Below are 26,928 nucleotides of genomic sequence, written 5' to 3' on the forward strand. Positions count from 1 at the left end.
TACTATATGTCAGGGTAAATAGGGAGAGCTATTTTCTATTGCTCAGTGCTACGATCAAAAATAAGTAATGCAATCAAGAATGTTCCGAAACCAAATAGAACCATGAAGCTCTCATACATACTCATAAACATCATCCCCTTCCACTCGGGGTTAGCCAACCTTTCCCTAAAAGAACATTATCCATTTTGGGGTACAACGCACTTCATGCGTACAGTTGTTTCAATTATAAATTTAATTAGGTAACATACGTACAAAGAGGCGTCATTATTTAGCATAATACTGTGAGATACACTCCATTATTCATGATGCAGGAAAGATCCCTACCTCTTTTTTCAGTTTCCATTGGACTAATTAGGCAATACTAGTTTACCTTTCTCACTACTGGTTCTTATCCTACAAATATATAATACCCCCTTGAGAGATATATAGCATTTTTTAATGCATTTAAAATAATGTATCGTTTCATATGTATAACAGAAACACTATCTCCCATTTTTTCAAGGGGTCTGACTAAACATTTACGGTCGCACTAAGATTTTGCATTCATTTTTATCATTTATTAATTTTTCGAAACCTTGTTCAACAATATCTTCTAAGCTAATTCGATTTGTAATAACTGGTTCCGCATTGATAGAGCCTTTGGCCAACAAATCAATTACTTCACTAAAAATAAAGTTATATCCAAGTGAAGCTGTAATTTTCTTTTCGCTAATTAATTGTGTGGCGGGATGGTAGGATATAGGTTTTGAGAAGACACTTACCACCATAAACTCACCATTCGGCTTTGTACATTCAAGTGCATTGTTAAATGTCACCTCAATACCTGCTGCATCATATGCAACATCGACTCCGCCATTCGTCATCTCCTGAATGACCTTTACTGCATCTTCCTGTGACGGATCAATCACGATATCAGCCCCCAATTGCTTGGCAAGCTCACGACGTTTTTCATTCACTTCAACAACAAAAATCTTACTGGCACCAGCAGCACGTAATGTTTCAGATAGCAATAAGCCGATTGGACCAGCTCCAAATATAGCTACCTTATCTCCTACTCTAAATTCGCTATTCCTTACAGCATGAAGTACAACAGCAGTTGGTTCCACCAATGCCGCAAGTTCATAACTAAGCCCCTCTGGTAGTAGATATACATTTTCCTCTTTTACGACAACATATTCTGCAAATCCGCCATTCTCATGAATACCATAGGATTTCATGTCAGGACATGTATTATAGTTACCTTTTTTACAAGCCGCACATTCCCCACAGCCCCATATTGGTTCAACTGCGACACGATCGCCCAACTTAAACCTTGTAACATTTGCTCCTACCTCTACGACTTCACCGGTAAATTCGTGACCTAATATCATTTTATCTTCGGTAACAAAACTTCGATGCATATATTCGTGCAGATCTGTACCGCATATTCCAGCATATTCCACTTTAACCTTTATAGTACCAGCTGTTAACCTTGGTTCAGAAATTTCTTCCACTTTTGCATTTTTTGTATCATAGTACACTAACGCTTTCATAGTAAGTTCCTCCTTCATTATAGTTGTATGCTTTATATACAAGGGCTTGCTCTAGTCTTATTGGACGATTTCTTTTACAAATTGGGTGATTTCTTCACTTTGTTTATCCAGTTTGCTTATATCATTCATAAATTCTACCATCACGCCGGACTGTTCATCGGATGATACAGATATTTCTTCCACACTATTTTTCAGATAGCTGATGCTAGACTGTATTTCGGATAAAGACTGACCTATTGTAGCGACAGCGTCTGTTGTACCCACTGATAATTTACGGATCTCATCTGCCACAACACCAAATCCAAGTCCTGCTTCACCAGATCTGGCAGCTTCAATAGAAGCATTTAAACCTAACAAATTCGTTTCTGATGATATATTTTCAATTAACTGAACTACATTACTAATTTCTTCTGAATTCGTTGTCGCAATAGATGCCTGGTTATTAATATCAGCACTTGTCGCAGACAGTTCTTCAGCCTGTGATGCTACATGTTCTACCTTTGCCTGAAGGCTACTAATAATATCGCGAAGCTCCATCATCTCACTTTTTACTTCCTCTTCTTCTTGCAATGTCGAAGTTATCATTAGAGTTCCGATAATTTCACCATTTTCATCTAAGATCGGGGAAGCGGAGCTCTGCATGGCGACACCATAACGTTCTTTTGGTATGTACTCTTTTATTTTTTCTCCAGTGATCGCCTTTAAAAGAGCTTCATTTTCATCTAACATGGCAAAGTCCCCAACTTTCACACCTATGTCAAAGCTCTTAGAAGGAGAAAAATAGACATATTTCTCTTGGTCTGTCACTGCAATGATAGTATTTTCACCGAGTATTTCCTTTAGTAAAGTTGCAGTATTTACCATTGCTTTCAGTGTTGGATGCAATACGTTTCCTCTCCTTTAATTTTGGTTAGTAATATTTTTCATTAAACTGACAATTTTTTTGCTTTTGTTATCAAGATTTTGAATATCATCCATAAACTCTACCATAATTTTAGACTGTTCTTCAGAGGATGATGATACTTCCTTGATACTTAAAGTGAGATTCTCCATGCTGGAGCGAATCTCGTTTACAGAAGTGTCGATTGTTTTCACTGCATTTCTTGTATTATCCGATAGTTTACGGATTTTATCAGCAACCAGACTAAAGCCTTTTCCAGCTTCACCTGAACGCGCTGCTTCAATTGCGGCGTTTAAACCAAGCAGATTTGTCTGGTTGGATATTTGATCAATCAACTGAACTACTTCACCTATATGTTTTGAATTATCATTAGCATGTGTTGCCCGATCACTAATTTCATTACTAGTTGCAGATAATTCTTCGGCTTGTGCTGCCACATGCTGGACTTTTCCCTGAAGGCCGTCAATTAAATTGTTGATACTTTCCATTTCTTTATCAATTCTAACCTTATGTTCTAATGTTCGGCTCAGAGATAATAACCCCACGATTTCGTTGTTATCATCTTTGATTGGTAAAATATCCGTTACAACTGGAGCCCCAAAAATTGTTGGATCCAGCGTAGTATCACTGAACTTTTCTCCCTTGATGGCACGCGCATATTGCTCGATATCTGGAATAGCAGGCGTTCCTACTGCAACATCAAGATTGAGCACGGTAGACGGTTCAAAATAGACAAATTTTTCAGTATCTATAATGGCCATTGCGGAGGTAGGTCCTATGGTTTCTTTAATAATAGGGGCAATATTAACTACTGCTTGTAAACTGCTGTTCATAGTCTAACTCCTTTTTCACAATAATTACATCATGTTTTATATCGGTTGTTTTCAATAGATAATAAAGCATATTTCGACAAAATATACTTTATTTAAAAATATTTAGACATCAATGTTTATTTTTCGCAAAAAAAAGCAAGAAACATTTTTTTGTTCTTGCCTTTTTTATAAATATTCTTTTATTTTGATATTATGAACACTCCACCACAATGTGATACAGCATGAAATTCAACATGACAGTAATCTGTCAATAATGGGTTCATTTCTTCATAGACAAGTTGAACTACCCCCACTTAACCTCCCTTCAAGATGTTTGAAGTGGGGGATTCTTGGGAACAGAGCATACTTATTAGTTTATTCCTTCCCTAACAGTGGTTTCTCTTCTTTACCAAGCTATTCCCGTAGTCCATACGGTTTTATCGATTGTTTAAGTCGAAGCTACGATTCGTAATCCTTCAGCTAGAATATTTTTACTCGCATTGACATCTCGATCATGATGCATGTTACAAGCTGGACAAGACCATTTCCTTACCTGAAGTGACTTCTTGCCATCGTGATGTCCACAAGCAGAACATAGTTGACTGGATGGAAACCATTTACTTATTTTCACGATCGTTTTGCCGTACCATTCTGTTTTGTATGTTAGTTTGGATACGAAGCTAGACCATGATACGTCTGAAATGGATTTTGCTAGTTTATGATTTCGCAACATTCCTTTTGTGTTCAAGTCTTCGATACAGATTACATCGTGGTTTTTAATGATGGTTGTACTTAACTTGTTAAGGAAGTCGTCACGTTGATTCATGACTTGTTCATATAATCTCGCTACTTTGCGTTTTTGTTTTTGATAGTTTTTGGCATCAAGTAGGTCGATTCCGTTGTTTTTCGCATGCAGAGCACGTCTGGATAGTTTGCGTTGTTCTCGCTTTAATTTCTTTTCCATTTTAGCAGTGAACCGATGATTATCCTCTTTTTGACCATCAGAAAGAATCGCAAAGTCTGTGATGCCTAAGTCGATTCCAATAGCTGATTTTGTTTTTTCTAATGGTTGTACGTCTGTTTCTGCAAGAATAGAGGTGAAATATTTACCGCTTGGATTGCGTCTAATCGTGGCACTTAGTATCCGACCTTCAACTTCACGACTTTTGGCAAAGCGAACGAGCCCTATTTTAGGTAGTTTGATTTTGTTCTCTTCAATGGAGATATTTCCGTTTATCTGCTTCGTTGTGTAGGATTGAACAGGATGCTTTTTGGACTTAAATCGTGGGGCTTTGTTTTGCTTTTTAAAGAATCTGGAGAAGGCATCTGAGAGGTTTTTGAGTGAAGATTGAACTGCAATGCTGTCTACTTCTTTTAGCCAGCTTAATGCTTGCTTCAGTTGAGGTAATTGAGCAGAATAAGCGTTATACGTCAGTCCTTTCCCTGTTTCTTTGTACATATCGTTCCACTTAGCTAAAAAATGATTAAAAACAAAACGAGAACAGCCAATTGTTTTCGCAATCTGTCTTCCCTGTTCTTTCGTTGGATAGATACGGAATTTGTAGGCTTTTTTGACGAGCATTTTTTTCACCTCTCTCTGTATCACGATACATCTATTATACCATATTTTGCGTGGTGGAGATGTCATTTCAGGGGAAAAAAGAAAGAATGTAAGAGCTCGAATAGTCGAACAATCGAGATGGCGATTCACCTCCCACCTACTCATTTCTCATTCCTTGAGGTGGGAGTCTTCTCGCCTATTGATGATAAAGTCATACTTATTATTTTGTATAGGCTCCGGAATTCCCTTTGAAATATCCTACTCCATTAAATTTGCCAATGGCATTTTAGCCTGAGCAATGCTAATCATCTTCGTCGAAAAATCTAAACCATCAATATCATGGCCATTTTCATATAATTTACTAGTTAATAAAGATGTACACTATCATGACAGAAAGGAGAACTCCTCAAGTTTACTCTTGAAAGAAAAGGTAGGAAAATGAAATGTTTGTAGTAATTCGTCTAACTACATCAAATTTTGATGATTCACGTGGAACATTGATGTACTAGGATGCTCATTAACACGCTGTTCACTACTTCTACAAACCTATCACGACGCATAACAACGGCTATTCCTAGATATTTTTCTCAAATCAATTGTCTATATTGTTGTAACATTTGTTCCATTTCTGATTCATCTTCTACTCTTAATTTATCTGGGCCAATGACGGTTGCCTTCGTTCCCATTCCTAAAAGTCTATTTCTTTACGGAGTGTGAACCATTCAAAGTTACTGTAATAAGAGTTGGAAACTACTATATTCTCTTCCCTTATCATCAAAATCATTTTTCACTTCATGAAAGCCTAAACTTTCAAACATCTATCTTGAAGGAACAAATATATTGTATGGGCGTATTCCAAAATGAAAGTCACTCGTAATTTACCCATTCTCCAGAAAGATTTTTAAGATTTATTTCACCAAAATAACTTTCACACTTATGAAAATAATTTGTGACACTTTCTTTATTGAGTGTGAACCGTTCAATGTTCCCTTCCAAAAAAAGCGTGTGACATTAAATGACTTACTCCACATAATATGATATGATTTTAGTAAGAAATGCATATAATAATAACCCGTAGCGGACACTACGGGTTATGGATAAGTGGTTCCCCCAAAGGGATCGGCTGTCCAATGATTGGATAGACCTCTCCTAGTTACTTCTTGGGCAAATAGGGAGGTCGATTTACGATTGATCAACGAAACGATCAATGCGAGTAATGCAATCAAGAAGATACCAAAACCGAATAGTACCATGAAACTCTTATACATACTCATAAGCATCACCCCCTTTCTTGCGGGGATTAGCCGATCCTACCCTAAAAACTTTTTCCATTTTTAAGTATAATACAACTAACTAGATCGTACATTTTTAACTACAGATATTAAGCTAAGGAAATTCTCCGTATAAGTTATGAATGATTACTTTCTTTCTGTTTATTCGTATCTGTATAGTCAGGGATAAGTAATCCGCCTCCAAAAAATACAGTAATCCCTATTATTTGTACTATTAGTGCGTATTCAGTAGAACGTAGGAATAAAGCTCTGACTATAATAATAACCGCACCAATTATAGTTATCATTATCCCTATCCTTTTTTTAGAAAGCATCATTACTCCTCCAATAACATTTTTAATTCTTGCACCTTACGCTACCTTAATTAAAGAACAACTTAATTTAACCTTAACATTATATTCCATTTTTCCACAAAAGGATGAACTTCTCCTTTTGAAGGTCCACTATTTGCTTCTTACATTGTTATCTAAAAATTCTTCAGACTACTACATAACACAAGAGTTAATCAACCATGCTTGTTTGGCTAAAAAAACATACTTTATTTTCCAAAACAAAGCATGGTTTCACCAGAAGGGTTGGAGTAGTGTAAAACTCTACCATTCTTTAGTACACTTTTGTCTTTTGATAGTTAATAGCATGTCAGTTGTAGCTCGTTCAACGGCTGGATCACCACATAATCCCCTATCACTCATCAAACAATCCAAGCTGCTCAGTCTGCCCTAACCGATCAATCACAGCTGGTTAATGATCTTGAAAATAAGCATGATGCAACCATTTATCAGTTGTCATAATTTTGGTGCTGGCGTCCTTCGATGCTCGTAATCGGCAGTTATAGATAATCGGGAAGTAGTCCTGTAGAAACTTGCCTTCTGCATGAGCGGTTAACGCAATGATTTGGAAGCCCAACTGCTCCGTAATGAAAAAGACTGGACTTAATACATGGTCACTCGATGCTTTACCAAACGGGTTATCTAAAATAACCGCACGATCCGTTAAGTTAGCTTTTTTCTTTTCTGCTACATATTTTAATATTCCTAAGAAAAGCGTCATGTTTTTACTCCATTTTTCACCGCCTGACCAGACATTGCTCTGCTCCCAAGAGTATGAACGAGTGGAAATCTGATTATCATTCGTTACTTTGCGACAATGCACCTTCATCAATCACGGTCCATTACCACTTTGAGCAATTGCTTCGATTCCAACCACTTCTCTAAATCAGTACGGATTTTATTCATATCTTGATGACCTTGGTCATTGCGATATTTCTCACTATCCAATTGGTTAATGATCATTTTACCACGACCATAAATCAACGTAGCAAAATTTGTTTGTTGAATGAATGGCAATAAACCTTGATAAGTCGTTTTATTTTCAAAATTAAGTGGAATTGAGTTGGTGCTTGGATTTGATTCGGGTTAATCGCATATTTTAGTGGTTCTGAAACAGGCATGATATTCATTTTTGCGAATAAATGAACACGCTCTATTAATTCTTTCCCTTTTTTTCGGTGATCCACTTCTCATCACCAACAAGCTCATAGCTTCTTTCTGGTGCTGAAATGGCCTCTTTAGGGATACCATTTGCTCGTATGTATTGATCGATTTGCTGTAAATAGAGCAGATCGTCCTGCCATTCTTTTGGATCATGCTGATAGTAGTAATCCAGATTGATATCTCGATGTAATTGTATACAGTATCGTTGTAAGAGGTGATGATGTGCTTGTTTTAACTTCGCTTTTTGAATACGATAGTGTAAAGCAACAGATGGTTTTCTAGGTGAACGTCCTTTGCTTTTTACCATCGTTAAAATGCCCGCTTCTTCTAACGCGAGCACTTCTTCGGCAAAAGCTTCATAGCTATCAAAAAAAGGACGAGGATAATTCTTGTAGTTGGTTGATATCAATGGTTTTCTTTGGATATAGAGCAAGTGCTTCTTTTAGCTTTTCCATATGGTTCATCCTATATGTTGAGATATGTATTATTTTATTATATGGGAATTGTAGAGGAAATTGGGGAGTTTGTAATTTTCGCCAATAAAAAAAGCGGTAATTGCTCAAAAAACAGCATTTTTCACATACATGAGTGAATTTTTGTAATTTATCCTTCTACAAGGTAAGATTTCAATCAGTAGGAAGTTATGCCCGTTTATCCCCCTTATCCTCCTTGTTTTAACTAAAAGAAGTTTACGGGCTCATATACTATTGACTCTCATTATATAAGCCTGTACTAGTATTGTACCGTGCTTCTCCATTATTCTGATTCCGCCTTTTTTGCTTTGTTATAAAGAAATATTATCATTCCAGATACCACCAAACTTACAACCAGTGCTTTTGTATCTACTGTAAAAATATTCTTTAATCCATTAATAAAATATGTCCAAAACACGTATATCGTAATAGCACTTAACAGAAATTTACCAAACCATCTAGGAATAGCAAGCCAAATTTTAATAAATCGCTCTGATAATCTTCCCATTCTATCCCCCCTATTAACAGTAAGACTTATTATTTAAAACATAACTTTCCGGCGAAATAAATCATATAAAGTGATACTCATCTAGAAGATAGCATCCATTTATGCCCCACTTAGTTTTCGTATCCTGAAGTGGACTATTACGGACTCGTGCACCGTAATGAAATTCACTTAATGATAGTGCCATCTTATAAACACTAAGTTAACTTGCTGCTTAACCAAACTGACATAGAAGCAATCTTTGATCTAAGCGTACCATGATTATCTTGACCATTGCAATATCCAGTATTTTCATAAAAATTACAACAAAAACATAGCCTTAATAGAATAAATTCCCTATAATTGTGGGGGATAGCGTTTTATTAACAATGATTTATTTGGCATTACTCTTCCAAGAATATTTCCTCTAATGATGGCTCTTCTACATCCACACGATAAATATCTATTTTATATGTACCAAGCGCTCGAATAATTTCGGCAATCTTTTGCTCACTTTCTACTTGGATTGTAAAATGAGATTTCTCCATCTCTAATGACTCCCCTACTTGCTGAAGCCATTGTTGTATTATACTTAAGTCAGTCGATCGAATCGATGAATGCTTAATAGTAACCGTAATCGTTGATTGATAATACGCTCGAAGTTCCTCCATAGAGCCGACTCGTTTAATACTTCCATCCTTCATAATAGCAATACGAGAGCAAATTTTTTCTACTTCATCTAAATTATGAGATGTCATAAAGATTGTTTTCCCTTGTTGATGTAATTGTTGAATTAATTGGTGAATGTGAATAACCGACTCAGCATCTAGTCCAGATGTCGGCTCATCCAAGAAAATTAATTGCGGATCGTGGATAATTGCTAGGGCTAGCGCCAGCTTCTTTTTCATCCCAAAAGAGAATTTAGCTGCTTTCTTATTGGCGTGTTCTTCTAGCCCGACTAATTTTAATACCTCAATACACCACTCACGAGATACAGTCTTACCTGAAACAGCCGCTAAATAGCTAAGATGTTTCATTGCTGTCATCGAGCCATATAAAGAAGAGTAGTCAGGCATAACACCTACCTGCCTTTTTATAGCATCATTTGCGTTCTGTACGCCTAATAAAGCATAAGACCCAGAGCTAGGCTCCATTATTCCTGTTAACATATTAATAAAAGTTGATTTTCCTGCACCATTTCTACCGAGAAAACCGACTATTTCTCCCGTTTTAACTTGCAAATCTATACCTTTAACAACCTTATGTTTCCCAAATGATTTCGTTAATTGTTTTGCTTCAATCGCCCACATTTAACATTCCCTCCTTTTAAATACCTTGAGCGCAATAAATAAGAGAACACCTGCTAAGAGGAAAATCACCATAAAACGATAGTCTTGATCATTCACATAATAGAATGGTAACAAATACTTTAGCCAGCTTATCCATGCATTAGTAGTAAAAAACACCCAACCATTAAAGATAGGAAACGCTATCCCAATGATCATACTAAGAAACATTGAGAAGCCTGGTTTTGAAATAAGGACGGATAATAATAACGTGCAAGCACAATAATATACAAGCAAGCTCAGAGACTGAAGAAACGTTATAACATCAAATTGATGTGCAAATATGCTAATAATAAGGAAAGAAGTTAGTAAGCAGGTAAACCAAAATAACACTACACCTAAAAATTTCCCCATAATGATAGATACACGTGAAGTCCGTGTAACTAAAAAACGTACCGTGCGCTCATGTATTTCTCTGTTCATGACATCATGAGAAAGTCCCATTGTAAATAACATGCCAAAAACTAGAATTAATACGGAAATAGCAAATGTATGAATCAGTTCTGTCTCCTGACTCGTAAAGTCGATATTCATGAATAACAACCAATCAGAAAATTTAGTAGAAAAGTAAGCTGTCATTAAAAAAATTGCAATAATAATAATCGACTTTACCCCTTTAAAAGATTCAAAAAATTCCCTTTTACTAATTGCAAACATCATTCCTCCTCCTTTCTTCTTACGCAACCAATTATAAAACATCTTCCTTAACCTCTATCAAATACTACCTTAATTTTTCCTTAATTAGACTTCAATTTTAGTAAAGAATGGTATGATAAAGCGTATAGAATACTACAAGTAGGAGTGTCTTTATGCAACAATCATCAATATTAATAGTGGATGATGAACAAGCGATATTACATATGCTACAAGTGATCTTACATAAGGAGGGCTTTACGCAGATTGATACAACTACCACCGCCGAAGAAGCTGTCCAACTATGTATGCGTAATAAGTATGATCTCATTCTATTAGATGTGATGCTTCCAGGCGAAGATGGGTTTGAAGTGTGTCCTAAAATAAGAGCAATCTCAGATGCGACCATTTTCTTTTTAACGGCTCGTACAACAGATCTAGACAAACTTTCAGGCTTTGCGGTTGGTGCAGATGATTATATCACTAAACCTTTTAACCCACTAGAAGTCGTTGCCCGAATGAAAGCACATTTGCGGAGAAAACATGATTCTGTCCCTAAGCAACAGAAACAATATTATGAATATGGACATTTACTTATCAATACATTATCTGCTGAAGTTACTATCCGTGGTAAAAAGGTTCCACTACAAGCACAAGTATATCAATTATTATTATTTTTTTGTCAGAATCCAAATCAGGTATTTAGTAAAAGTCAGCTTTATGAAAAAGTTTGGGATGACCAATACTTAGGGGAAGACAATACAGTAATGGTCCATATTCGTAAACTTAGAGAGAAAATAGAAGCGAACCCTAGTAATCCTCGCTATATCGTTACAGTTAGAGGACTTGGCTATAAATTTGTGTCAGATGGTGACCTGCATGAAAACACATAAAAGGTTTATCATACAATTCCTTTTTCAACTGTTCATCCTATTTCTCTTTTTACTAGTCTTGCTCTTAATTACTTTTGTCTTAATTGCCTATTTTTCTGAAAGAGTAGAAACATTTGATGATTTAACGAAGGCTAGTGATTTATTTATTGAGAATCGAGTAAATATTGATGAAGAAACGGCAACATTTGATCAAGATTTACAAGTGTTAGCGGAAGAACAAGATGGATGGCTCGCCGCTTTAACAGAAGAGGGAGAGATAATTGGCTCCTTTCATGCCCCAGATCATTTAACAGCAGGGAATCTTACAGCCGTATCATCCTCAAACGAACTCGATATTAAGACATATTGGGAAGTAATCACACTTTCAGAACAAGTATATTATGTCATATTTGGATCATATAACAGCGAAGTAAAACTGGTTGAAGAATTAAAGGAACATGTGAATTGGCAAAGACAAAAGCTAGAGCTGTTACCATCAAGCAAGCAGGAACTAGACAATAATCATTATTGGGCGATTCTTATTAATGATTCGGGCTCAATAGTAGATAGCTACGGTCATGATGTTCCCAGTTCCTATCATACAGATGATTTACTAGCTATACACTCTGATCAAAATAGACAGCTAGCATCCAGTTATGTTCATCAACCTTCTCAACTGACATTGATAGTCGGCAAGGAACCTTCTCCTTCCAGCTTAAAAATAAACTATGACAGAGTCATCAATAATAGTGTTATCGTCGGTATTGTTTTCATTCTCTTGTTTTTATTATTAGCCACCTTCTGGTATGTGAAGAAATTTAGCTCGCCATTACTTACATTGATGAGTTGGATCCAAAATCTTGGTCAAGGTATTTATCAACCGCCGACAGACCAAAGAACCGGACAATCTGTTTTATTAAATAAACATGGCAACACAAAGAGAAGCTACCGCCTGTATAAAGGTTTGATCGCTACCTTGACGCAATTAACTACTATCTTACAAGAAAGAGAAGCAGAACAATCACGCACATCTCGTTCAAGAGAAGAATGGATTCGAGGTATTTCTCATGATCTAAAGACACCTCTTGCCTCCATACAAGGATATGCAAATATGATGGAAGCTAGTGATTATTCATGGAATGAAGAGGAAATTAGAGAGTTTGCTTCCATTATCGGAGAAAAATCAATATATATGAAAGAGTTAATTGAAGACCTAAATGTAACATATCAATTAAAAAATCAGGAGCTACCAATTGTTAAAGAGAGAGCAAATATCAATGAATGTATACGTAGAACGATCATTCAATTTATGAATAACCCAATCCATAATAATAAAGAACTTCGTTTTCAACCGGCAGAGCAGGACATTGTCACAGCTTTTGACCATAAGTGGTTCCAACGAATTATGGAGAATCTGATCGCAAATGCCATAAAATATAATCCTGCTGGAACCATTATCACGATCTCAACGGAACAAATCGAACAACATTTAATCGTTATTAAAATCTCAGATGATGGCGTGGGCATGGACCGTGAAACAGTTCAACATTTATTCACACGTTATTATCGTGGCACAAATACAACCGATACAAATAGCGGGACAGGGCTTGGGTTGGCTATCACTAAACAATTAATCGAACTACACAATGGATCTATTAGTGTGCAAAGTAAGCTTGGATCCGGTACGACTATTCGTATTTTATTACCTATTTTAGAAAAATAGATGTTACAACATAATGTGCATTTAATCATTTATCTTTAAACGCGTTATCTAATAAAACAGCTGTCCTTTCGCAACAGGACAGCTGTTTCTAATATAGTTCAAAAAGCAAGGATTACCCCCTCACTTCTTCCTTCTCCATTACTTTAATTTGCTCTAAATCACTTATTAACACTTTACTTGTCATATTAATAAATAATCCGTTTTCACTTGTGGTTGATCATTGTAATACATAGCGTTAGTTGGATCACTAATTCCTTGTGTATATTTTCAAAAAAGTAGATGGCTTCTTCTTTTTTTTATTAAAGGAATGTGCTTATCCCATGGTATAGTACTGCTTTTGGAGGCATTTATGAATCGAGCACATTAATAAATTTCAGGGTACATTAAGGCATTATTCATGAACCATTCTCAGCTATCGTCTACCCCCGACCTCTACCTACCCTTAGAATAGAAACATTAATTATTAACAGCCAATCGTCCAAGTGGGCCATCTTCAACGATTATATCTTGGAGATCATATATGGAAATTGGAAACATAGGTAAACCAAAAAAATATGGGGTAATTTCATATAGTTGGAAGTAAATAACAAGGGTTTTGTCCGCAACATAAAAGTCTTGATCAGGTCGAATACCAGTGAACTCGCCCAAAAGAGGGATATCCCGCTCCTTTATTTGTTGATCAACTAAACTGGAGAGACTCTCCACATAATTACTTCCTGGCTTAAATAATTCACCAAGCTCACATTTCTTCCCTTTTTCCAAATCAAATGTTAGCGACTTGATATAGGTCATTCCATGTGCCGCCTGATAGTGATACGTATAATTGGAAAGTGATAAACTCAGTACTTGACGCTGGTTGTTTTTTATTTCATATAATCCAATCATTTCTTCCACTGCTGTTGGCATATTTCCGATTTGTTCGTTTATCAGCTGTTGGGTTTGATCAATAATCGCATGATTAATTAGCCCTTTCAATTCCTGATTTTGCAACGCTGCCACTTGGGGATAAAAAACGGTTTTCTTGTGACCGTCACTGATTTTGTGCGTTTCTATATGGACCGGAAATGTATATGACATCATATCATACCCACCCTCTCCTGTTTTTACTCATTGTATTCTTGTAGGTAGGAATGTGTGTAAATGCCTAAGTGAATAATTAACGTGCTTACTCTAATGATGTCATCAAAACTCCTCCTAGTGGTATGGAGTTATATGAGTCTTTTTTCCACTTTTACCCTATACTAAACATGAAGATTACAACAGCTGTTTTTTTAATTGTTATTTCATTTATTCGTCATTTCTAAGTTAATCTGATGGGCTTCACTTTTTATTATTAATTCCTCTGTTGGGTGTATTTTCATATGTGATTTGATAGAAGGTGTCTGTAAAAATAAATAGCGTACAATTAAGGTATTATTTAAATCTAAAGAGGATGATGAATTAGCTTGTATCAACCAAAATTCAGTTATTCCCATTCCATCGTAATAGACTTAATGTCAATTGAACGTTCTCGATCCATAGTTGAATTGACCCCTCACTTCTTCCTTCTCCATTACTTTAACCTGCTCTAAATCACTTATTAACACTTTGCTTGTCATATTAATAAATAACCCGTTTTCAACTACGCCTACTAAAGACTGTAGATCCTTGTTTAACTTCTCTGGGTCTAAGATTTTATCAAACTTACAATCTAAAATATAATTTCCGTTGTCTGTGACATAGACTTGACCATTATCTGTTCGACGTTCAAGCTCACAGCCTAAAGCAGTAATTTCCTTTGCGGTTACTTCCCACCCAAACGGAACCACTTCAACCGGTAACGGAAACGTTCCAAGGTGGTCAACAATCTTTGATTCATCTACAATGACCAAAAACTCTTTAGCAGAAGCCGCAACTACTTTTTCCCGAAGTAACGCTCCACCACCACCTTTGATTAATTGCAGATTCAGATCTACTTCATCCGCGCCATCAATCGCTAAATCTAGCTCCTGTGTTTCAGAGAAATCTGTTAATGGTACATTGAATTCTTTTGCCCATTCTGCCGTTTTATTGGATGTAGGTATGCCTACAACGTTTAAACCATCTTGAACACGCTCACCTAGTTCTTTCATAAAAAAGTACATCGTTGAGCCTGAGCCTAATCCTAGCTTCATTCCATCTTTCACATAGTTTACTGCTTCTTTTGCGACGATTTGTTTCAATTGTTCTGCGTTACTCACCATACTCCTCCTCGTTTAAACATCATTAATACTTCTAGCCAGAGCGATTCCCTACAAGTCTTAGGCTGTGATTATATGGAGAAAAGGAACTTCCACCATTCAATCCTTTTCAAGCATTTTATGAATTCGGACGTTTGCACCGTAGATAAAGCTCTCATACATGCTCATAAGCATCACCCCCTTCTACTCGGGGATTAGCCGATCTTTCCCTAAAAGAACGTTATCCAATTCATAGTATACCACAATAAACAAGAACATTTGTTTCTGTTTTTAACATTCAATATTGCTAATGGAATCACCGGCAAAAAAATATGAATTTTAATATATGTATTATGTTTTTCATACTCTAGCAAACATCACTATTTAGATTTCCTCGCAAATATCCCCCTTGCGATAATGGCCAGAATGATCATGGCTAACAGTCCACTAATATTAACAATTAACGAAACAGACTCATTATCCACCAATAAATGAATGAGAAATGAACCGATCACAATCATTAGAAGAACGTTAATGATACCTTTCACGATGGACACCCCCTCACTTTGATTCTACCATTTTTTACTTGAAAATCCATATAACAAAAGGTAACATCACCACTTGCAAAATAATCAAATACCTAGTAAACTATCCAAAGTGTTTATGAAAAAATCAATAGAACCTGTATAACCTCAGAATATGGCGTGAGGGTCTCTACCAGGAACCTTAAAATCCTGATTACAGAAAATGAATGACTCGTTTTCTGTAATCAGGATTTTTTATATTTCCTACAAAATAATTAGAAAGGATGTAAAGCAGCATATGAATATAAAAGTTTTTATCTTAGCACTATCGACTGTAGCAGTTGGACTTGTTGAATTAATTATCGGTGGCATACTCCCAACTATTGCAGATGATTTAAATATCTCCTTAAGCTCTGCTGGACAATTAATCACGATTTTCGCACTTATTTATGCAGTATCTGGCCCTGTGTTACTAGTTCTAACGAGCAAAATGGAACGAAAACAATTGTATTTACTATCTTTATCCGTTTTCTTCATCGGTAATATTATGACGTATTTCAGTCCGAATTTTACCGTTATGATGATTGCCCGAGTAATAACAGCAATGAGTACAGCACTTATCGTCGTGCTATCCTTAACGATAGCAGCAAAGGTTGTAGCACCCGAACACCGCGCTAAAGCGCTAGGTTTAATTTACATGGGGATTAGCTCATCCCTTGTAATGGGGGTACCACTAGGCATTTTGATTTCCGATAAATTTGGCTGGCGCGTGATTTTTCTCGGAATAGCTGTGTTATCTATCGGATCGTTTATATTAATCTCGATCTTCTTAGAAAAATTAGCCGGAGAAAATACTGTCCCACTTTCACAGCAACTAAAAGCAGTAAGTAGTGCAAAAATAGGTAGTGCACACCTTGCGACAATGTTTATGTTAGCAGGACATTACACACTTTATGCCTACTTCACACCATTTTTAGAAACAGAACTTCAACTAAACTCTACTTGGGTTAGTATCTGTTATCTATTATTTGGGATTGCAGCAGTAAGTGGTGGAGCCTTTGGTGGAAGTCTTTCCGATTCAATCGGCGCACCGAAAAGTATTATTGTCGTGATTATTACCTTTGCAGCAGCATTATTCGTCTTGCCATTCACTACTTTTTCGATGATTTTGTTTATACCAATCATGATGATCTGGGCTGCATTGAGCTGGAGTCTAGCACCACCACAACAAAGCTATTTGATTCAAACAGACCCAGCTACATCTGATATTCAGCAAAGCTTTAATAATTCCGCATTACAAGTTGGAATTTCGATCGGATCAGGCTTTGGTGGGATTGTATTAAGTCAGACAGGGACTGTAGCCCATACGTCTTGGTTTGGCGGGATTTTAGTTCTTGTTTCACTTGGATGTGCGGTGTTTTCATTAACTAGGAAAATGAATGTAAGAGAAGCCGCGAAAAAAGCAAATGCATAATTAGTTGTTACCTAAGTGAAATCAGTAAGGGATTATGTTTAAAAGGAACAGCAACTAGTTAAAATGTCTAATTAAAAAAAGCACCAACCTGGATTATATTTTCAGAGTTGGTGCTTTTTCGTATACTTTTTTTACGGTTCAACAAAAGCTTTACTAGCGACTCTATAGTCTTTTATTAAATACACCGTTGTTAGTTTCATCTCTACAAAAGTACTGCTTTTTACTTTTATCTATATACACGATCTACTATTTAAATATTTTCTAAAAAACTATTTCTACTACTTTGCTTAAGTCAAACAAAATTTATTAACTTACATTCTTTTTTCTAGATTTAGGTTTAGGTTTAAAATAAAGACCTAACTCTTTCTTCTCTTTCGTTAAAGATCTGTATAGCGAGACCATCATAAAACATATAACTAACGAAAATGGTAGTGCAGCGATAATCAGGATATTTTGTAATGCTTGCAGTCCACCACTATATAATAGTACTAATGCCACCGCAGATTGGGCTATTCCCCAAGTTAATTTTACACGGTTTGGAGGAGTTAATGATCCATATGTTGTTTGCATCCCTAATACGAACGTTGCCGAGTCTGCTGATGTAATGAAAAACGTACTAATCAATATAATCGCAACAATTGACAATATAGTTGCTCCTGGGAGCTCGTTAAACATAGCAAACAATACTTCTTCTGTCGCAAATGATGATAAATCAATACCTCCACCACTCTGTACACCAATTGATGACGTTCCAAAAGTGGTAAACCATAGAAAGCTAACTACAGCAGGTAATAATAACACGCCTATCATGAATTCGCGTATTGTCCTACCACGTGATACACGAGCAATAAAAATACCGACAAATGGTGACCAAGAGATCCACCATGCCCAATAAAAGATCGTCCAATTGTTAATCCAATCACGTTGATCACTATTAAGCGGAGCAATACGGAAACTCATTTGAATAAGATTTTGTATGTAGCCACCTATAGAATCTGTGAACATGTTTAAAATTAATATGGTTGGTCCAATGAAAAACATTAAGGCAAATAGCGCTACTGCTAATACCAAATTCGTGTTACTTAAGTATTTGATACCTTTCCCTAAACCAGTGGATGCAGATATCATAAATAAAACCGTAACAACAATAATAATAATAAGCTGTACAGTAAAATTATTAGGCACTCCTGTCAAATAGGAAAGGCCACCGTTTATCTGTGCGGCACCAAATCCTAAAGTGGTTGCTACCCCAATTACCGTAGCAAACACCGCTAATACGTCTACCATCGTGCCAAATTTCCCATTCATCTTCGAGCCAAACACTGGCTTCAGTGTAGCTGATATTAATCCTGGTTCATCTTTTCGGAATTTATAATATGCTAAGCCTAAAGCAACAATAGCATAGACAGCCCACGCATGAATTCCCCAGTGGAAAAATACATGTCTCATCGCTTCCCTCTGAGCAGCATTTGAGCCCCCTTCAGCAAGAGGCGGCTCTAAATAATGTGATAGAGGTTCTGCGGCTCCCCAGAAAACAAGTCCAATACCCATCCCTGCACTAAAGAGCATGGCAAACCATGTTCCCTTTTTATATTCGGGCTTCTCATCCGGTTTTCCTAATTTAATTGCGCCAACAGGGCTAAAAATCAAAAACACACAAAATATTACAATGATTGTAACTAAAATAAGATAATACCATCCAAACGTTGAAGTAATCGTTTCTTGTATATTTGCAGTCAGTTCTTCGAAACTACTTGGTGCTGCCATTCCAAAAATAACTGCTGCCAACACGATTGAAATCGTTATCCAGAATACACTCGATACCTTTTTCATTAACTTTCTTCCTTTCCATGATGTTATCTTTATAAAAGTAACTACAATAAACTAACATAACCATAGTTAAGTGAAATCTTTGTAAGTATCTTTTTCATAAGCAAGGTAGTCACAAATATTCCATCTCAACTCAAAAACAATTCAAATGGTTGTTAACCAAATAGATTACTATATACTATAGTAATCTATTATTCTTCTAAAATCAAAAAACCTCAACAAATGCTTTAATATAACTGGGGCCTATTGTAATAAGAGCCTCGACCATCATAACGTTCAAAAATTACTCAAATACTATCTTAAACCTTTTTCCAAACTATCTTGATATGGAATTGCATATTGAATTGAAGTAAATATAAGAGATTGCCATAAGTTGATAAAGTTCAATCGGTGTCTCAGAAGAATTAAGGGGCTTAAGCATAGGAATCAAACTATTTACAATTTATACACTTTACGTAAAACGCACACCGATAATTAATTATAACACTTTATGAAGAAAAGATAATACTGATTGAGCAATCTTCATATTTTTCTCTGTTTATCCCTTAAGTGGCCAATGTCTTACCTTATTGCCTGTCAAAAAAATAGCACTACTCTATATTAGACTAGAGTTGGTGCTATTTATTTACGATATAGCTCACCTTTATGCATCTAAACTTTTACATAGATCCCTTTTCGAATGTATATCTAATAAAAGAAAGTGGTTACTAGGAATGTTAACATTGCTAGTATTGATTGGTAGCAAAGAGCCTCTGATATGAAAGTAGAAGAAAACACATTTAACTTTTTGACTTATAATAAGGCAGGTCTATCGAATGCTATCACTAGTAAAAATCTCCAGGTAAACACTGTTAAAATCAGTCCCTTATTAAATAACTATGACTTTAGCGCGGTTCAAGAAGATTTTGCATATCACAATTATTTGATCAAATATACGACACACCCTTATCTAACTTCCCTATTAAAGATGTGAAGAGAGTTAACACCTAAAAGGGTTATGTACTCTCAAGCGACGATTAAACCGGGAGTGTACATTGATATTTATACATTACATACAGATACAGGAGGGGACAAAGGCTCACTTACAGTGAGAAGAGATAACGTCAATCAAATTGCTGAATATATTGATACGTACTCATCTGGCAGTGCTGTTATAGTTCTAGGCGATACAAACTTCCCTTATACTGGAGAAACTGGTAATCTTGAAACAGCATTACTTGATACTAGTGATTTACAAGATCCTTGGATTGAACTTGTAAGAATGAGATAAGTTACGAGGTTGTAGACAAAATTTTTTATAGAAGTAGTCCTTCCTTAGAACTAAAAGCATTATCTTATAAATTTGCAGATCAACTTAGAGTTATAAAATATTAAATAGTTAAAAGATAAAAATAGACGAGGGAACGTTAAATCTCTCGTCTATTAAAAAATCCTTTTATCCTCTGCATTTTTCGCATTCTTTATGATAAACTTCCTATTTTGTATCGACATGTAACCATCTCTTCTCACGATGAAAATACCTCTCTAAATAACAATATCGCATTAATTTATAAAGATAGACCTCAACCAGTGGAAATAACGGGCGTTTACACCTCCATAAAAAATTGATCGGCATGTGCTAATAAGTTTTCCTTTATCCCACTAAAATCTTGTTGTAAATCAAGTGAGACAACAATAATTTGATTACCTTTGATGTGATAAAGATGATTAGGTTGATTTAATGCGGTTGTCTTCGCATATAGTAGCATACCGGCGACTGTTTCATCCGCCTCTTTTTCCCAATTATTTATATAGGTAAATATTTGATAAAGGTTGCTTGATTTTTGTTTGGCAACGCCACCCTCAAATCTTACTGCCATATTCTCAGAATAAACTTTCGCATCTACAATCAATGTTTTTTTATCCTTTTGCAGAACAAGGTCTGTTTGCATAACCGGCAATGCATCTACGAAATCATCATCAACACTCCACTGAATTTGAGGATGGGATACATTATAGTTTGTTTCTCGTTTAAAAAAGGCATAGATAAACTTCTCATATAAAGACGATAATCTTTGTTCATCTTGTACCTCTTTCATCATTTGAGATGCAGAGCTTTCATCCAATAACAACTGCTCATAAAGATATCTGCACACGTCTACAGTAAATTGATAACGAATGTTCTGGCGGTCATATTTAACGTTTTTCCATAAATTCAAACTTAATTCTACATCTGACACTTCTGTAAAATAAGGGAGCAAACCGTAAAATAACCTACGCATTTTTTTACTTATTTGATATGAGCGTGATAAATAAACGAGTGTCGCTTTAATAATTTGATTCAACAATATGTTTTCAGAGAACTCATCATAAACGACCGCAACTTTCTTATTTACCAATGCATTATTCTTTATCGTAGAATTGATATCCATTTTTCCTTTAATAACATTGGAAGTCTCTTCAACACTTATATAATCTTTACTTAGTCCTCCGCGAATTAAAACAGGTATACCAATCGATAAAATCTTCGCATAAAGTTCTTTGATGTTCTCAAACTTTTCTGTTCCAATTTGTTTGTACTCAGAAAAATTTAATGTTTGATATGCATAAGAAAGCATATAGTATATATTACGAATTGGAATATGATTATTTTTCTCCATCGTAGCAACCTCTTAGCCGTTCAGCCCAATCGTTTGCTTTCTGTTCATCATCAAACCAATACTCGTACAGCTGTGGAATAATTTCATATTCGATTACTTCCTCTACACGATTGGCAGTATCTACTTTATAAGCATCACCTACAAAATAGCTATGCCCGATTTGAAAGCCTGTCCCTAGTTCTTCAACAATTTGATTATTTAAACGTTTCATTTCATCTATGACACGATGTAAAGCTTCCGGATTATTTAACCCGTTTACATATGACGTAAATGTCTCATTTTGGAATGCTGGTTTAATTTCGAAAAATGAAAACCTTCTTCTAAGTGCATAGTCTAATAAAGCTAAGCTTCTGTCTGCCGTATTCATCATTCCAATAATGTATAAATTAGACGGCACAGAAAACTTATCATTAGAATAAAGGAGATTAACTTGCTCATCACGCTTATCTGCTTCAATAAGCATCATTAATTCCCCAAATATTTTACTCATATTCCCACGATTAATTTCATCAATAACAAAGAAGTAGTCTCGCTCTGGATCTCGAGCTGCTTTTCTAGCAAATTTCACAAACGGACCTTGTTTCAACTCAAATCCCTCTCCGTCTGATTTGGGGCGGAACCCTTCAATGAAGTCCTCATAACTATAGCTTTGATGGAATTGAACCATATGGACACGTGTTTCGTCCTTCTCTTCCATCATTACATAAGCTAAACGTTTAGCAATATATGTTTTCCCTACGCCGGGTGCTCCTTTCAAAATAAGATTTTTCTTATTTTCAAGTAAAGAAATTAAACGTAGAAGCTCCTCCTGCTCAATGAAAACATCTGAAAGAAATGCATCCATTGTAAAGGATTCATTTTCTTGTACAGTAGGCTTAGATTCAATAAAACGAATATAATAGTCAATAGAACTTCCCGATACACCTTTATATTTTGAGTAGGATTCATCTGATGCAATGATATCTTTTAACTGTTTCAGTTGCTCCATATCTGTTTCACCAAAAATGGAAGCATCAAAATAGTGTTCTATATCCTTTAACGCCTTTACTTTTTGCTTAACAGTTTTTTCATTTAAACTAACTCCTGTATCAGTAACTTGATTGGATAACCAATTTTGAAATTCATTTACTTCAGCACGTTTTGGATCAATACTATCTTCATTCATTACTTGATCAATTTCTTGGATTAAACTTGGATAGGAATTGAGACATGTTAACGTTTTTTGAGCAAAGGACTGATGTAATTCCCACTTTCCAACTTGAATCCAATCTACTTTTCTTCTATGTTTATATTCTAGTGCTTCATTGTCAAAGTAATATTCTCCTTTAACAACTCCACGTGCGAGAACTTTCGTGATTCCTTCTTTTACAAATACAACATCACCTGTTTGAATTTCATGGTAGAAATCCCATACGGCCTTTGTATCATGAACTGGCCGTACCCCATTCGCCCTTTGCTCCGCTATTCCTCGTTCAATAGCTTCCTTTGAATCATAATTGTTTAGTTCACCTAAATAATCCCAACCAATTGCAATAATATTTTTTTCATGGAAATGATCCCATAATCTCGAGTGTTCACCAGGTGAAATGACCCAATAATTAATGCTGTTATCAATTTCCTCCTGTGTACCCTTCTCTTTTTTAGGATAGATTAAGGTCGGATTTTCATCATAATATAAAAATATTAAATATGATCGCATTAAAACGCCCCAATCAGGCACCCCACCTAAATTATCAGGCTTACTTCTTAAGCCACGGCTATATTCATCCTCCGCATATTTCCTTCTAAATTGGATTCTTGTCGCACCAAACTTTTCTGGATATCGGGGTATACTTTCACCAGTTACTAACCTCTCAATATCTTCATCACTTTGTTCTGTCATTTGTTGATAGATATTTTTATATTCCGAATATGATTGATATTCAAAGAAATTTTCCTTATAGCCACTACTTAATCCAAACTTTTCTAACAGGTGCCCAAGTTTTTCAAGATATGGCGTGTACCACATACCTGTTTTTTCACCCAAATTTTTCGTAACCCAAGCTTTATATTTTTCTTTTTGATCATTCACGGTATTATTCATAACGTACCTCCAAAAAAAATTTATTACTTTAAATCTAGCGTGCAATTAGGCGTTATGTCGTCGCTGAAGAGGTTGCTGCTTGATCAGCCTTCACACAATCTATAGCAACTACAATCGCAATAATGATCGTCTCCATCTCTTCGTTCAGTACTTGAACCTTGTAGCTATCCCCCCATTTGAACCATTCTTTATTCACTTTACCTACGACTTCCCCATACTGAGAAACTTCAAACTCCATATCCCACCAATTCCCCTGCACTTCTATCCCCGCTGCATCAATAGAATAACGTGCTTTAAAGAAGGACAGCTCTTTCTTAATCGTTAATACCTCTTGTCCGTTTACCTCCACATGAAACTTCGGCAGGAAGCTGAACACCTTTTTCGTGATAAGCGCAACCTCTGAGCCTGCTGCATTAAGGACAGAGAAACTTTTGGGGATTTTCAGAAAACTTCCTTCGACATAATAAACATCATTTTCTTGCTGATCCTTTACCGTGAATTTTTCATTTATACTAAGTATTTTCTGTTTGATATACAGTTCTTTCAACGTAAAAACTCCTTCTTTTATGGAATTTTATCATTACTAATTATACGATTTCTAGCTCTAGGAGGTTTCATATCAACGAAAGGGTAATATTCCATTACTCCTATCTCTTTTTAGTTTGTTTATGATCGAAAAAAGGAGAAACAACAGTATGTTGCCTCTCCCTTTTGCTAGTATGTCTCAGGTAAGTCCAAAATCCAATTTGTCCAACCAATAACAGTTGATGCTCTTCTGAAGTAAGTGCTCTCTGAATTAACATTATAAAGGTTACACCTCTTCATTATTTCAACAACTCTCTCTTTCTCTGGAGGAATGTCATTCTGCAAATACTCCACTAACACTTGTTTAAATGGCTCATGAGCTAAAATACTCTTAGTCAATCCTAAGAATTTATCTTTCGTTCCTCGCCGCATAATGTCTCTTCCTGTTCTTGTGAGAGCAAACATTACTTGGCCATTTTCTCCTTTATATTTTTCTATTAAGCCAAGATACATTCCTGCTGAGGTGTAATAATTAGTTTGTCTCACATCGAAATCATAATTCCTCGTGATATGGTCTTTACTCATATCGGTTTCAACAAGCAAACCTAACAAATCAACAACTCTAGTAAATGAATCAGCTTGAGGAAACGGAATCTCTGGTTCTGGCACCATTTCAACTGTTTGAAGAACTTTAACAATATCCTCTAACTCCAGCCTCTCATGAGTAAGGATAAAGTCCTTTTGTTCAATAAGCTTTAATGAATTGTACCGCTTAGGATCCGTAAACTCGTAAATAAAGAAGCTGAAAATATCATTCGAGTAAGTAAAAAAGACCGGTCGAACTTGTTTAGAAGTTTTATTTTGCCATAATCGGTAAGGATAATAGAGCTGTCTCACAAGAAAATCATCAACCGTTTCATTCTTAGCCTCCACTAGCATGAATTGATTTTGACTTTCGTACCCTCCATCAATTTCAATTTGTGAATTTTTAATGTTAATGAGCCTGTCAGTGCCTTTTCTAGTTCTAATCGTAAAGTCAAACTCTTTGGAAGACATTCTCCCAGAGATAGTCTGAAATGACTGTTGGCCCATAACCATATCTATCATTCCAGTAACATGTGCACAGTGAAGAGCTGAGCTTTCCGAGTATAGATTAGTAGGATCAATAGTTGTTAAGTTACTTGGAAAGTCTATTTGAATTGGTTTTACTTTTTCATTGTAGTCAACCTTCTCATAAGCATCGAACTCACCAATAATATAATTTGAACGTGACAAAGGTAATATAGATAAACCATTATCTTTAAATATCTTTGGTAAGTTACTAAAATGGTCAAACTTCGCCATTAGCCTTGGTTCTCTTTCTTCTTTTATTTCCTTAGCCTTAATTTCGAAAAAGCCATGTCGTTGAACATTTTCAAGAATCTTATATCGTTCAAACAAAATTTCCCAAGCCTTTTCCGTTTTTCCTTGACTCATCATTCATCACCAACAATTCATCAGATATTTTCCCCTTATTATAACTAATACTAGTCAAGGGATGGAATTAATATCATCTTTTTTCTCGCTCGTTTTCATACTGAATATCATGAAATACAACATGAGAATAACAATTATTAAGAGAGTAATAAAGATAAGTATCAAAAAAAACAGAACCATGCTGAAACAACTTTCATTATAAGTGAATTTACTTTTTATTCATAACAGGGTAATATTTACTATAAGTCATAGCAAGAGGAACATTTACAACAACGTATCTTTAACTAAATGTTTGAACGGAGGTACATAATTTATGACAAACTTAACGCCCTACGAATTTTTAAGATGCTATTTATTGCAGCAATTTAACCGCCATGATTTCGCCAAAATATGGTGCGATGGACAAGCAAATAAGACCAAGTCTAACAACACGTATAATCCGAATGCGAATACCAAAACTATCCACATCAAGAACAAGCCTAATCTCAACCTTGAAATCAGTTTCCCAGGCTATAAGACGAAAATCACCAACCATAAAGTCACTTATGATTACCGCGTAAGCCTCAAAGGTATTGCAATCTCTCATGCAAATATAATCGTTGATCTGTACAATAAAGCTATTCAATTACAGGACCGCGCTTACTTATTGAATGATTATTTACTGGATATAGCAGAAAGAGGCTATGATTATAATCGGCAACAATATATGGCTTTTAATCAGATAACAGCTCCCGACAGCTCGTTGTTAAATCGTGTAGAGAAGATCCATTCAAGTATTGGGAAACAATTCGGAAGAAAAGGGAATGAAGATTGGAATTACTCCTTAGATGAACTTAGTTATATGATTATGTTTATTGTATTACAAGAGGATATTAATTATCCGCCACCTCACTATGAAGGACGCAAAATGCCCTTCGCTCGATATTTAGAGGCAGTTTACCTAGCCCAACATCCCCAAAATGGTACATTCAATTTAAAAGATGTTTTCTTAAGAACTTTAGCACATCATAAAAGACCAATCCCTTATAAACTCGATGGCCTTCAATACTACTCATAA

26 protein-coding genes and 1 riboswitch are annotated in these 26,928 nt (G+C 35.7%); of the genes, 5 read left to right on the plus strand and 21 right to left on the minus strand.

Going from position 1 to position 26,928, the window contains the following annotated elements:
• Window positions 1-35 precede the first annotated feature (35 nt).
• The 13 genes from SH601_RS05050 to SH601_RS05110 form a co-directional block, all read right to left on the minus strand.
• Window positions 36-125, minus strand: a complete 90-nt coding sequence (locus tag SH601_RS05050; protein ID WP_319957165.1) for a putative holin-like toxin — start codon at window positions 123-125, stop codon at window positions 36-38.
• Between the two features lie 393 nt (window positions 126-518).
• Entirely contained in the window at window positions 519-1,532 is a 1,014-nt protein-coding gene (locus tag SH601_RS05055; RefSeq protein WP_319957166.1) for a 2,3-butanediol dehydrogenase, read from the minus strand.
• Window positions 1,533-1,589: 57 nt separating this feature from the next.
• The gene (locus tag SH601_RS05060) at window positions 1,590-2,417 is read right to left on the minus strand and encodes a methyl-accepting chemotaxis protein (RefSeq protein ID WP_319957167.1); all 828 of its coding nucleotides are present in this window, start codon (window positions 2,415-2,417) and stop codon (window positions 1,590-1,592) included.
• 15 nt (window positions 2,418-2,432) lie between these two features.
• On the minus strand, window positions 2,433-3,266 hold the full coding sequence (locus SH601_RS05065; RefSeq protein WP_319957168.1) for a methyl-accepting chemotaxis protein: 834 nt from the start codon (window positions 3,264-3,266) through the stop codon (window positions 2,433-2,435).
• Window positions 3,267-3,693: 427 nt separating this feature from the next.
• Window positions 3,694-4,827 carry an IS200/IS605 family element RNA-guided endonuclease TnpB gene (gene tnpB / locus SH601_RS05070; RefSeq protein WP_319957169.1) on the minus strand — a complete coding sequence of 378 codons (1,134 nt, stop codon included), beginning with the start codon at window positions 4,825-4,827 and terminating at the stop codon, window positions 3,694-3,696.
• A 1,070-nt stretch (window positions 4,828-5,897) separates the two neighbouring features.
• Window positions 5,898-6,080, minus strand: a complete 183-nt coding sequence (locus SH601_RS05075) for a putative holin-like toxin (RefSeq protein WP_319957170.1) — start codon at window positions 6,078-6,080, stop codon at window positions 5,898-5,900.
• Window positions 6,081-6,214: 134 nt separating this feature from the next.
• The gene (locus tag SH601_RS05080; RefSeq protein ID WP_319957171.1) at window positions 6,215-6,385 is read right to left on the minus strand and encodes a hypothetical protein; all 171 of its coding nucleotides are present in this window, start codon (window positions 6,383-6,385) and stop codon (window positions 6,215-6,217) included.
• Between the two features lie 454 nt (window positions 6,386-6,839).
• Window positions 6,840-7,256, minus strand: a complete 417-nt coding sequence (locus tag SH601_RS05085; RefSeq protein ID WP_319957172.1) for a hypothetical protein — start codon at window positions 7,254-7,256, stop codon at window positions 6,840-6,842.
• A complete protein-coding gene (locus tag SH601_RS05090; protein WP_319957173.1) occupies window positions 7,256-7,444 on the minus strand; it encodes a hypothetical protein in 189 nt (62 codons plus the stop codon). The genes SH601_RS05085 and SH601_RS05090 overlap by 1 nt, the downstream gene beginning before the upstream one ends.
• A gap of 139 nt (window positions 7,445-7,583) precedes the next feature.
• On the minus strand, window positions 7,584-7,898 hold the full coding sequence (locus tag SH601_RS05095) for a hypothetical protein (protein ID WP_319957174.1): 315 nt from the start codon (window positions 7,896-7,898) through the stop codon (window positions 7,584-7,586).
• A 449-nt stretch (window positions 7,899-8,347) separates the two neighbouring features.
• Entirely contained in the window at window positions 8,348-8,572 is a 225-nt protein-coding gene (locus SH601_RS05100) for a hypothetical protein (protein WP_319957176.1), read from the minus strand.
• A 380-nt stretch (window positions 8,573-8,952) separates the two neighbouring features.
• On the minus strand, window positions 8,953-9,858 hold the full coding sequence (locus SH601_RS05105) for an ABC transporter ATP-binding protein (RefSeq protein WP_319957177.1): 906 nt from the start codon (window positions 9,856-9,858) through the stop codon (window positions 8,953-8,955).
• A complete protein-coding gene (locus SH601_RS05110; RefSeq protein WP_319957178.1) occupies window positions 9,859-10,551 on the minus strand; it encodes an ABC transporter permease in 693 nt (230 codons plus the stop codon).
• 152 nt (window positions 10,552-10,703) lie between these two features.
• Between SH601_RS05110 and SH601_RS05115 the strand changes: the two genes are divergently transcribed.
• Both SH601_RS05115 and SH601_RS05120 read left to right on the plus strand, forming a co-directional pair.
• Complete coding sequence (locus tag SH601_RS05115) at window positions 10,704-11,420, plus strand: response regulator transcription factor (RefSeq protein ID WP_319957180.1); 717 nt, start codon at window positions 10,704-10,706, stop codon at window positions 11,418-11,420.
• On the plus strand, window positions 11,407-13,122 hold the full coding sequence (locus SH601_RS05120) for a sensor histidine kinase (RefSeq protein WP_319957181.1): 1,716 nt from the start codon (window positions 11,407-11,409) through the stop codon (window positions 13,120-13,122). The genes SH601_RS05115 and SH601_RS05120 overlap by 14 nt, the downstream gene beginning before the upstream one ends.
• 456 nt (window positions 13,123-13,578) lie before the next feature.
• On the opposite strand, the gene SH601_RS05125 is transcribed toward SH601_RS05120, so the two are convergent.
• The 3 genes from SH601_RS05125 to SH601_RS05135 form a co-directional block, all read right to left on the minus strand.
• Complete coding sequence (locus tag SH601_RS05125; RefSeq protein ID WP_319957321.1) at window positions 13,579-14,199, minus strand: DUF3298 and DUF4163 domain-containing protein; 621 nt, start codon at window positions 14,197-14,199, stop codon at window positions 13,579-13,581.
• Window positions 14,200-14,618: 419 nt separating this feature from the next.
• On the minus strand, window positions 14,619-15,344 hold the full coding sequence (gene rpiA, locus SH601_RS05130; RefSeq protein WP_319957182.1) for a ribose-5-phosphate isomerase RpiA: 726 nt from the start codon (window positions 15,342-15,344) through the stop codon (window positions 14,619-14,621).
• A gap of 356 nt (window positions 15,345-15,700) precedes the next feature.
• Window positions 15,701-15,868 carry a hypothetical protein gene (locus tag SH601_RS05135; protein ID WP_319957183.1) on the minus strand — a complete coding sequence of 56 codons (168 nt, stop codon included), beginning with the start codon at window positions 15,866-15,868 and terminating at the stop codon, window positions 15,701-15,703.
• Between the two features lie 114 nt (window positions 15,869-15,982).
• Window positions 15,983-16,081, plus strand: a riboswitch (purine riboswitch).
• Between the two features lie 61 nt (window positions 16,082-16,142).
• Between SH601_RS05135 and SH601_RS05140 the strand changes: the two genes are divergently transcribed.
• Window positions 16,143-17,318, plus strand: coding sequence for an MFS transporter (locus tag SH601_RS05140; RefSeq protein WP_319957184.1), 1,176 nt, complete (start codon window positions 16,143-16,145; stop codon window positions 17,316-17,318).
• A gap of 306 nt (window positions 17,319-17,624) precedes the next feature.
• On the opposite strand, the gene SH601_RS05145 is transcribed toward SH601_RS05140, so the two are convergent.
• The gene (locus SH601_RS05145) at window positions 17,625-19,151 is read right to left on the minus strand and encodes a glycine betaine uptake BCCT transporter (RefSeq protein ID WP_319957185.1); all 1,527 of its coding nucleotides are present in this window, start codon (window positions 19,149-19,151) and stop codon (window positions 17,625-17,627) included.
• A gap of 994 nt (window positions 19,152-20,145) precedes the next feature.
• Between SH601_RS05145 and SH601_RS05150 the strand changes: the two genes are divergently transcribed.
• On the plus strand, window positions 20,146-20,418 hold the full coding sequence (locus SH601_RS05150) for an endonuclease/exonuclease/phosphatase family protein (protein WP_319957186.1): 273 nt from the start codon (window positions 20,146-20,148) through the stop codon (window positions 20,416-20,418).
• 316 nt (window positions 20,419-20,734) lie between these two features.
• Here SH601_RS05150 and SH601_RS05155 read toward each other — a convergent pair whose 3' ends face one another.
• The 4 genes from SH601_RS05155 to SH601_RS05170 all read right to left on the minus strand — a co-directional run bounded on the left by SH601_RS05155 (window position 20,735) and on the right by SH601_RS05170 (window position 25,871).
• Window positions 20,735-21,787, minus strand: coding sequence for a 5-methylcytosine restriction system specificity protein McrC (locus SH601_RS05155; protein ID WP_319957187.1), 1,053 nt, complete (start codon window positions 21,785-21,787; stop codon window positions 20,735-20,737).
• Entirely contained in the window at window positions 21,774-23,870 is a 2,097-nt protein-coding gene (locus SH601_RS05160) for an AAA family ATPase (RefSeq protein ID WP_319957188.1), read from the minus strand. Before SH601_RS05160 ends, SH601_RS05155 begins: the two co-directional genes overlap by 14 nt.
• Window positions 23,871-23,922: 52 nt before the next feature.
• Window positions 23,923-24,417: an LURP-one-related/scramblase family protein gene (locus SH601_RS05165; RefSeq protein WP_319957189.1), complete on the minus strand. Its 495-nt coding sequence runs from the start codon at window positions 24,415-24,417 to the stop codon at window positions 23,923-23,925.
• Window positions 24,418-24,584: 167 nt separating this feature from the next.
• A complete protein-coding gene (locus tag SH601_RS05170) occupies window positions 24,585-25,871 on the minus strand; it encodes a type II restriction enzyme (RefSeq protein ID WP_319957190.1) in 1,287 nt (428 codons plus the stop codon).
• Between the two features lie 313 nt (window positions 25,872-26,184).
• Here SH601_RS05170 and SH601_RS05175 point away from each other — a divergent pair, with 313 nt between their 5' ends.
• Window positions 26,185-26,928 (plus strand): hypothetical protein, encoded by a 744-nt coding sequence (locus SH601_RS05175; RefSeq protein WP_319957191.1) that lies wholly within the window; start codon window positions 26,185-26,187, stop codon window positions 26,926-26,928.

Source organism: Gracilibacillus pellucidus (assembly GCF_033949965.1).
GTDB classification, from domain to species: domain Bacteria; phylum Bacillota; class Bacilli; order Bacillales; family Amphibacillaceae; genus Gracilibacillus; species Gracilibacillus pellucidus.